The sequence below is a fragment of the Bacillus cereus group sp. BfR-BA-01408 genome (assembly GCF_022663305.1).
In the GTDB taxonomy this organism is placed as follows: domain Bacteria; phylum Bacillota; class Bacilli; order Bacillales; family Bacillaceae_G; genus Bacillus_A; species Bacillus_A pacificus.
Window position 1 is genome coordinate 1 of the sequence record NZ_JAKUFF010000117.1, and the last position, 9595, is coordinate 9595.

Sequence of the window (9595 nt, forward strand, 5' to 3'; positions counted from 1 at the left end):
GAATTGAGGAATTGAGGAATTAAGGAATTAAGGATATTAGTAATAGTTGCAACTTAATTAGAAAGTAAAATAGAAAAACTGTTCTTTTTTAAAAGAGAACAGTTTTTCTGTTTTTTTATTAGCCTGCATATCGAACTCATTTTTATAGCAAGCTCAAATGGAAAAATTATTTAAATATCTTTTCACGATGATATTGTATGAATGGTTTATGCATTGGAGAAAGTGACACTGACATATTCATGCTTAAATTATATTTAGAATAATCCTCTACAGGCAGTTTCTCAGAAATGATTATTTTTCCATAATCATTAAAACTTATAAAACCTTGATCGAAAAGAGCATCGTGCATAACACATAATAACAGGCCATTATATGGGTTTGTTTTCTCGGATGAGCTTGATAATTTCCATGGCTTAGCATGGCTAGCTCTTAATAATTCAGGTAGTTTAATTGAGCATATTGCACAATTATGAGCCCAGATAGTTAATAATTTTTGCTTGTAAAGTAAATGTCCTATTCTAGCATGAGTTTGCTGAAGTACCTCTGTTCCAGTAAATTCAATTTCTTTGTTTTCTTGGATTTTGTCAAAGAAGTAGTTTGCAAGCTCAAGCGGACAAGGATATAATGAACCATTGTTAGGTGTGCCATCCTTTTGAAAGGCAGCATACATTTCGGGTAAATAATGTACAAATTCTTGTATATATTGTCTGATACGAATAGGTTTTTCGAGATTATGAAATTCGACTATTAAAGAGAATGAATCATCCTCTTGCACACGCACTTTTTCATGGACGGTACTAATTCCTTTTATATACCCCTTTGCGTAATGGAATAATATTGAATTTTTATTTAATTCAAAAAAACGACGCAAAAAATGAGGAGAATATGATTTTGAAGATCTTGGAATTTGTAACCTAAACATTGAATTGCTTAAGCGTACAAATTGTTCATATTCCTGATGAAGATATAAATATGCCATATTCATAATTATGATTTCGCCTTCTTTTTGCGCTTTGCTTTTATCGATTCTTGTACTTTTGGTGGGATACGGCCAAGAAAGTAATCTTCTATTAAATCCCAGAATTCCTGTGTTTCAAATTGTTTACGGAATATATATTTTAGCATTTCATTTGAAATAGCATGTTTATCATAGATGCCTTGTAGAATATGATTTTTATATTTATTCGGATTTTTAGAAATGCTTTCCAACATTAAAGTGGAATTTATACGAATATAGATTTCTGGAGAACTACCTCCACGAGTTTGATAGTTTAATCCAATAAACGCTTCTAAAATTCCAAATACAACTGTGATTTTTTCTATAATATCTGGCTGGTTTTTACCAACAAACATTTCATAAGTACCTTCTTCTGTACTAATACAATAATCTGATTTTATAAACTGTGTAATTAACATTTTTATTTGATTAAAGAAGTCCGTATAATTTGGTCCAACTTTATATCCGCGTAGGTCACTTTCACTTATTACATTTTTCACGTTAGAGTTCCCAGTAAAGTTGTTTGTCCGGCTCATCGCTTGTAAAAATACTTGAGCTTTCGAATCAGCCAACTCTTTATCGATTTTAAAACGACGGCTTATAAAATCCCCTAGATCTTCCTGTTTAAAGAAGGTACCTGTTAAAGCTTGATTACCAAAGAATTCGGATAATTTTTCTAGTGTATTAAATATAGTGTGTAGTGTTGACTCTAATGATTTATTTAAAGTATAACGTAAAATCATTACTGGATGAATATGTTGTAAAAAGGGCAAATTTAAGCTCTCATCACTATTATTAAATCTCCATTTAAATTCAGGGAATGAAATGTTTTTATACTTATTTTCCCAAATGTATTTCAAATCAAATTCATAAATGGGCATCATATTTGAACTTGATTTATTAACAATTAATGTGGCAAACTGCTCATATTTCTTCAGGGTTAATTTCTTTTGGCCTTCACTATCTACTCTATAATATTCCCGACTGAATATTCCTCGAGGTCTTGCAACAAAAGGAGAGTATTTTACTATATTGGTAAAATCTTTTTCGATTAATAATAAAGCCGTTTTTAATTTTCCATCAATATCACTATCTTCAATTTTATTTGAACTATTGAAAATATAAGCGAAATCTTCAACGTTGACTAATAAATTACGAGATTTTTTCTCTTTATAAATAGCTAAAATTTTCTCAATTACCATTAATAAGTGTGATTTGCGTAATGTTGACATGCTATGTAGGCTATTTATATAGGAGAAATCATGCTCTAAGTAATCAAAATAGGCATCGCCTTCAATGTTGGTACTACGAGCAGCACGTCCAATTTCTTGTATATAATCACATACATTACCTGTAGGTGCAAAATGATATACGTTATTAATATCTTTAATATTTATTCCCATACCAAACGCTTTTGTAGCAAACATTACTTGATTTTCACCGGATTGGAAGTTATTGGAGTTTAAATGTTTTTCTTCCTTTTCGAGCTTCCCATGATATTTAGTTGTTTTTTTGTATAACATTGGATGAGAACTTTCTAGATAGCTCATGAATGTATCAATTAAAGGTACAGTTGGAAAATAAACAAGTACTTTTTCGTTTTGCGAAACAAGTTTTTTTATTCTTTTAGTCATTAAATCAAACTTAATCTTTCGATACTCATTTAGTGTCATTTTCTTTTCTGCAGCTTGAAGGTGAATATCTATATCATCGCGACGAACTTTTCCTAAATAGATAATGGGATCTACTAAGCCTAAGCTATCACGAGTTTCTTTATACATATCTTCTTCACCGCCATAAATGGCTGTAGCAGTAAATGTCGCAATTGGGAAAGGCATTTCTTTGCGAAGTTTCTGCAAATATGTACCTAAATACCAATAATCTGAACGGAAAGCTTTTCCCCATGTAGTGACAATATGAGCTTCATCAATAACAAAAAGTCCTACTTTTGTTTTATCACCAATTAAGTATCTTATATCTGAACGATTTATTAATGTTTCCGGAGAAATATATAGTATTGCAATTTCTTGATTTGCGATCCGACGTTGGATATCAATTTTTTCCGCAGGAGTAATATTAGAATTTATGGTTGCAACATGTTTAACGCCACTTTCTTTTAAGCCCTCAACTTGGTCATTCATCAAACCAATAAGAGGAGAAATTACTATAGTTAAATATTTATGTTTTTCGTGTAATATTAAAGCTGGTAATTGAAACATTAAAGATTTACCTGCCCCAGTGGATGAAGTAACAAAAATATCACGTAAGCTTCCTGTATTTCTTGCATTTTCTACTTGTTCTAAAATATCATTAATAATCTGTGATTGCTGTATATTAATTGTTTCTTTCGATGTTTCAGGATCACAATACATTTCCAGGGAATTAAATGATGAATATCCAAAATACTTATCTAAGTAAGGAATATATTCCCGTTCATTGACACTTTTTTTAGTGAGTGCGTGTTTAGTGAAAGAAAATAATAAATTTTCACGTAATAGTTGAATAATTGCTAATCGTTGTAAATAATTGTTGTTGAATGCATCAAAATTTGTAGAGTGCACTATTTCTACATGCTTAATATTCTGGTTATTTAAAATGTTTAAGGTGAATTGAATAAAGTCAGTATCATCTTCAGATAGACTATATGTAATATCATAATTGTTTAAACCCAGATCATGCATTTCAAGGTTAGTATCAATGTTGTAATATGGTATCCATTCAATAGCATCTAAATCTGTAGTATATGCTGCAAATAGTTTAGAGTGTATTAATTTCAAGCTATTATAAAATCCTGATACATACTCAAAATTTTCGGATTTTATATTTTCATCTTCATCTTCAAAATCTAGTAATAGTTGTTGAGAGTCTTCGAAGCTATAGAAAATAGGGAAAATTCTATCATAAAAATTATTAAAAATAAAATGGGTATTGAAAAATGTTTCTATTTGCCCTTTAAAACAAAATTGGTATTCTTCCATAGTTACCCATAAAAAAGGTACCCGTAGTTGGCTTTTTGTTAAGATCAGTTGGAGAATTTCACTTGATTTTTGCAACCGATTTAGATCAGTGGGAAAAGGGTAATCAAGAAATTTGTATGCAGATAGCTTAGAGACTTGTTCCGGCTCAAAACCGATGAAAACTACTAAATCCTTTTTTTCGGAATCTACGGAGGCTAACTTAATTTTAGATGAAATAACTTCTTCTAGTAAAATAGTATTCATACAATACACCTCTCAAAATGATATGATATAATTCATTATAACTATAAAAAGAATATTCTGGAAGTGATGGGATGAGGAATAGGGAAGTTAAAAATGATGATTTAGAATTTAGTTTGTTAAGGTTTATTGAAAAACATCAAAAGGAAAAATCCCTTGATACAATCAATATGTTTAATTCTTTTAAAGATAATATATTCTTATTAAGTGAATTAGAGGATTCGAAAAATGAAGAATATTGTATTGGATTGATTAATCAGATAGTTAAAATTAACCAACGTCTTGTACAAAAAATTGCCAATAAATATATAGGGCAATCAGGTACACTTAATTATGAGGATCTTGTAAATGAAGGGAATCTTGGACTGTTAAAGGCTATTGAAAAATTTGATGTATCAAAAGAAATACAATTTTCTACTTATGCTACTTGGTGGATAAGGCAAGCGATTACTCGAGCAATTGCAAATAAATCATTAAATGTGCGAGTACCAGTTCAACGTTTCGAAAAAATCAGGAAAATGCGTAAACTGGAATCTAAAATGGTCACAAATTCTGATTATAATTTTGAAGCCATGTTAAACGAACTTGATATTTCAAAAGAACAGTACAATGAATTAAAACTTTATGAGGTACAATTCTTTAATATGAACTCTGTTAATGCACCTATGAGTGAAAATGATGACAGTGAACTGTTGGCTTTTATAAGTGCTAATTCAAATGAAAATTTTTTGTTTACGGAATCAGAAAAAGGTTTTGATGTCGAACTTTCAATAAACCAAATTTTTCTCAGGGAAGATTTGGAGAAAATCCTTTCTTCATTGACAGATCGTGAATATAGTGTGCTTTCATTAAGATTTGGGTTAGGAGATGGCCATGAACGTACATTAGAGGAAATAGGTTGTATATTTGGGTTAACTCGTGAACGAATTCGTCAAATTGAGGCAAAAGCACTTAACAAGTTACGTACACCTAATAATATTAAATTAATTTATGATTATTATATTGAACAATAATTTCTGAATTTATATATGTGGAGTTAAATCTACAAAGGATAATCTTAGAAAAGTAAATTTGGTTAGAGTGTCAGTGCTAATTTAATTAATAATATATAGAAGTAACAACAAATTAATTTGATTCATTTCAAAGTAAGATAGAAAGTATAATAAAAAACAAACCTTCCACTATCCTTTATTTACATAACCAAAGAAGAAAGCTATTTCAAAGAAGCAATGTAGCAGTTTAACGACTAGTTAAACTGTTTTTTATTATAATAGAAGAAAGCCTTTACAAACTTGATCGTTGAAATGAAAAAATAGATGACAGTTATATTTTGTTTTTTCTATAATTTTAAAAAATGGATCGATAGCGAGTTATAATTAAATGGATGCATACATTTAAAATACGTAAAATATTCAATTTTAAAAAGTAGAATATGTAAAATGAAAAGAAGGGATGCTATAATTATATTTATCGTATATATTGTTTTAGGGAGGAAGAGGATTTTGTCTGATGTAGTAAGATATTCTTTGCAAGATTTTTCCTTGGTTAGTTCAATTGTTGAAAACATTAACCAAGAAAATAATATGAATAGTAGTTCAAATGCTTTTTACTTTTTTGTAATGGATTGTTTATTTAATTTGCAAGACGATGAAACAGAAGAGTGTATTACGGATAACTTTTATTTAAGATCAAACAAGAAGGAAAGTGGACATGATAGAGGAATAGATATCATATATTTAGATGATTCTGATACCAAGGCGCATGTGCACTTGTTTAATTTTAAATATACTAATATATTTGATAATACAAAGAAAAATTTCCCTTCTGGTGAAATAGAAAAAATATTAAATTATATTAATTTATTATTGCAACAGGAAGAGAGCTTGTTAGAGCATGTAAACCCTAGTTTGAAAAATAAAACGGAAGAAATTTGGGAAGTTTTTAAATCACAAAACCCTGAAATTACTATACATTTGTGCTCAAACCATTATCATGGTCTAGAGAGTCGGGAGAAAAGAAGATTAGAGCTGGAATTAGGAAAATATTCGAATATCAATGTCGTTGAGCATACTCTGACAGAATGGGTAAAATTAATAACTAAAAGCGGAAAAAAAAATATTAATGCTAAGCTAAGAGTTATTGATAAAAATTATTTTGAAAAATCCGTTGGAGACATACGGGCATTAATTGCACATTTTGATGCAAAAGACCTTATTCGTATGATAGTTAATGATGATGATGTAAGAGAAAAAGCTGATTTCGAGGATTTTGAGCAGTTAGTTAATTACGATATTTTAGAAGATGCTTTTGAAGATAATGTTAGGGTATATCTTAAGCAACGAACTAAAATTAATCGGAATATAAAGGAGACCGCACTATCTGACGAAAGTCATAGGTTTTTCTATTATAATAATGGTATAACTATTACCTGTGATAAATTTAGCTATCCATCGAGAAGAGCACCTATAGTAGAATTGGAAAATTTACAAATAGTGAATGGAAGCCAAACTCTTCATGCACTGTTTGATGCTTTTAAAGAATCACCCGATTGTCTTGAAGATATTGATTTGTTGGTAAGAATATATGAAACAAAAAATGATCAACTGACAACAAGGATTGCAGAGTATACTAATAGTCAGAATCCTGTGAAAAGCCGCGACATTCGTGCTATTGATTATATGCAGGTAAAATTAGAGAGTGAGTTATTCTCTATGGGATATTATTATGAGCGGAAAAAGAATCAGTATGGTACTAGACCTAAAAAGGATAGAATTGATGCTGAAAAAGCAGGACAAGTATTAATGGCGTTCTATAATGAAATGCCTAGTGAAGCTAAAAATAAGAAAAGTATCATATTTTCTGAAAAATATGATGAAGTCTTTAATGAAAGAATAAATGCTTCACGTTTGCTGTTGCCGTATCTTTTATATAATAAAATTGAAAATGAAAAAAATGAGTGGAAGAACGCTAATGTCTTGAGCAAATTACCCGAAAAATCATATATTCCTTATGCAACTTATTATATTTTATATATATTCAGTAAGATTATGAGTTTGGAAGAAATTATAAACGAAGTAGATTCTGTTGAGATGATTTGGTGTTTTTATCCATTTGCTTTAGAGATTATTGAAAAAGTTATTGAAAAAGAAAAATCTTTCCAAGTAAAAGATGATATCTCATTAGTTTCTTTATTTAAGCAAGGCAGAACAAAGAAGCATATAGAAGATATTATAGACACTGGTGAATTTGAGTTACTGTTAAAAGGGTATAAAGAGTATTTGAAAAAGTAATTAAAGAAGTTTTGAATATAAAGAAACGATAAAATGTGTTTTTTGATAATTAGAAGAAAGAATCTTTTATGATTTTTTTCTAAAATACTAGTTTCTTACTAATGGTGATTTATTTGTAATTTGTTTATCCATAAGAGAGCGATTTCGATAATAGGTATTATTATTTTGTTAATATATCTAAATATACGTTATTAATACTAAGAGAATACCAGGTGAAAATTATATATGCATAAGTATTAGAAATTCTTTCAAGTATTTAAAATTTAATGTTGATGAGAATTTAAAAATTCCCCTTGAAGATAGTAGATCGAATGGAACTGAATACTTAAAATGTACAATTTCATGTGAAAATCTTGAAGCCATTAATAAATTTATATTTGCTTATATCTAAGGAATATTATTTTAAATACATACATAACAATTAGATAATTAATGTGCTCTTCAAGCTGTTTTGTTTAGTATGTTTAAGATAATAGTTAAAAGGTTCAATCTAATTTTATAGTTAGATTGAACCTTTTTAGTAATCTATAAAATTATTTTTCGATTATATATTCTGTTCCTTTTCAATCACGAATTTTGATTGTTTAAATTGGGGGGATATGGAAATGTGTATATTTACAACAAACCAATGCGAAACCAAATCCCGCAAATAATAAAAGCTAACGGAAAAGCACCACAATAAGAATCTTACCCGAAGACGAATACATAAAAGAGCTATGCAAAAAAACAGAAGAAGAACTAGCCGAATATTTAGAAGCGACACAAAAGAATATAAATTAGAAGGACTATCCGATCTACTAGAACTGATACACACGAAGGCACAACACTAAAAGAAATCAACCATATCCGTAAAAAGAAAATCTAAGTAACTGATAACTTGTTCCTCACAAGTAATAAATCACTAAGAAAAAACAAGACGAAAATAACTGAATTAAATGCGAATAGTGGTATATAAAAAAACACTTCTATTGAAAACAAGAGTTTATTACCCAGAAGTAATAAAGTAGAAAGTGATTAAAATGAAAAAGGATGGTTATTCAAATCGCACCACTATGGAGAAGCACAGAATTAAAAATGTTTTCTAAATTAAGACGTAGGTAAAATGGTATCGAACATATCGATTGCAACAACCTGTAGGTAAACAATATTCTTATGGAAAAGGAACAAAAAACTCAGTGAATTAGAGCAACTACGTTTAGAAAATAAACACTTAAAAACCAAATTACTTGTATGGGAAAAGTATCTGGAAATTGAAAGGAGCTTGAACCTGGAAACTGTAGTTACTTTATGGAGAGATGTAAAAATAAAAATAACTGTAAAAGAATTGTGTGACGTATTAGAAGTATCCCTTTCCACATTTTATCGATGGCTACAACGAACGGAACGCCTTAGAGATGAAATAGGAGAGAAAACCAAGGATGTTTGTCTTAGGCATTAATTACGTTATGGATATCGAAGAGTAACCGTTACTCTTCGAAAAATGAGACTGTGTGTGAATTCAAGAAAAAATGAACCAGCTAAAGAATTTAGGTGGTAGGTGGTTTGATAGATGTCCCGTTTTCTGGGTTCACTTCAAAATAATATAGGCTGGCTTTTTTACTATTAAGGGCATTAATAGAAGAATAGACACTGATAAATACTCTAGTAATTACCGTTATGCGCAACCTTTAAAAATAAATTTTATTCTAATTCACCTAACACAAGGCGTTCCTCTGGTTTATGCAGCTTATTGTTTCTCTCAGCATAGTATAGAGCTTCCCATCTTTAAAGTAGGCATTTACGTTATAAACAGCACCTTCAAAATAGTAGTTTACTAACTCTACATAATTCCCAGATTTATCTTTCATGTAGTATATAGTTGCTTCCTCTGCATTTCTATCTAATTTTAGTGTTACTTCCTCTGGATTCATTCCTAATTGTAGCGCATCAAATGCACCTTTGTGGAATCCACCTCTATCACAATATTTACCTTGAGAGTTACAAGTATCATAACGCTCAACCTTTACTTTTGTACCTGCTTTTTTATCTCTTTCTTCCTTCTCTTTCTTGGTTTGAGCTTTCTGTTCTTGCTCTTCCTTAGCTTTTGCTTC

The 9595-nt window shown here is 29.7% G+C and carries 4 protein-coding genes and 3 pseudogenes; 4 read left to right on the forward strand and 3 right to left on the reverse strand.

What is annotated here, in order from left to right:
* Nucleotides 1-166: 166 nt before the first annotated feature.
* Both MR083_RS25255 and MR083_RS25260 read right to left on the reverse strand, forming a co-directional pair.
* A complete protein-coding gene (locus tag MR083_RS25255; RefSeq protein WP_242270018.1) occupies nucleotides 167-985 on the reverse strand; it encodes an HNH endonuclease in 819 nt (272 codons plus the stop codon).
* 2 nt (nucleotides 986-987) lie between these two features.
* Nucleotides 988-4218 carry a DEAD/DEAH box helicase gene (locus tag MR083_RS25260; protein ID WP_242270019.1) on the reverse strand — a complete coding sequence of 1077 codons (3231 nt, stop codon included), beginning with the start codon at nucleotides 4216-4218 and terminating at the stop codon, nucleotides 988-990.
* Between the two features lie 71 nt (nucleotides 4219-4289).
* Here MR083_RS25260 and MR083_RS25265 point away from each other — a divergent pair, with 71 nt between their 5' ends.
* From MR083_RS25265 to MR083_RS25280, 4 genes and pseudogenes are all read left to right on the forward strand, one after another.
* Complete coding sequence (locus tag MR083_RS25265) at nucleotides 4290-5228, forward strand: sigma-70 family RNA polymerase sigma factor (protein WP_242270020.1); 939 nt, start codon at nucleotides 4290-4292, stop codon at nucleotides 5226-5228.
* Between the two features lie 489 nt (nucleotides 5229-5717).
* Nucleotides 5718-7505, forward strand: coding sequence for an AIPR family protein (locus MR083_RS25270; RefSeq protein WP_242270021.1), 1788 nt, complete (start codon nucleotides 5718-5720; stop codon nucleotides 7503-7505).
* Nucleotides 7506-8112: 607 nt separating this feature from the next.
* Nucleotides 8113-8370 (forward strand): annotated as a pseudogene (locus tag MR083_RS25275) (nucleoside triphosphate pyrophosphohydrolase family protein).
* A gap of 154 nt (nucleotides 8371-8524) precedes the next feature.
* Nucleotides 8525-9012 (forward strand): annotated as a pseudogene (locus MR083_RS25280) (helix-turn-helix domain-containing protein); the annotation flags it as partial.
* A gap of 187 nt (nucleotides 9013-9199) precedes the next feature.
* Here MR083_RS25280 and MR083_RS25285 read toward each other — a convergent pair.
* Nucleotides 9200-9595: pseudogene (locus MR083_RS25285) on the reverse strand (cell division protein MukB); the annotation flags it as partial.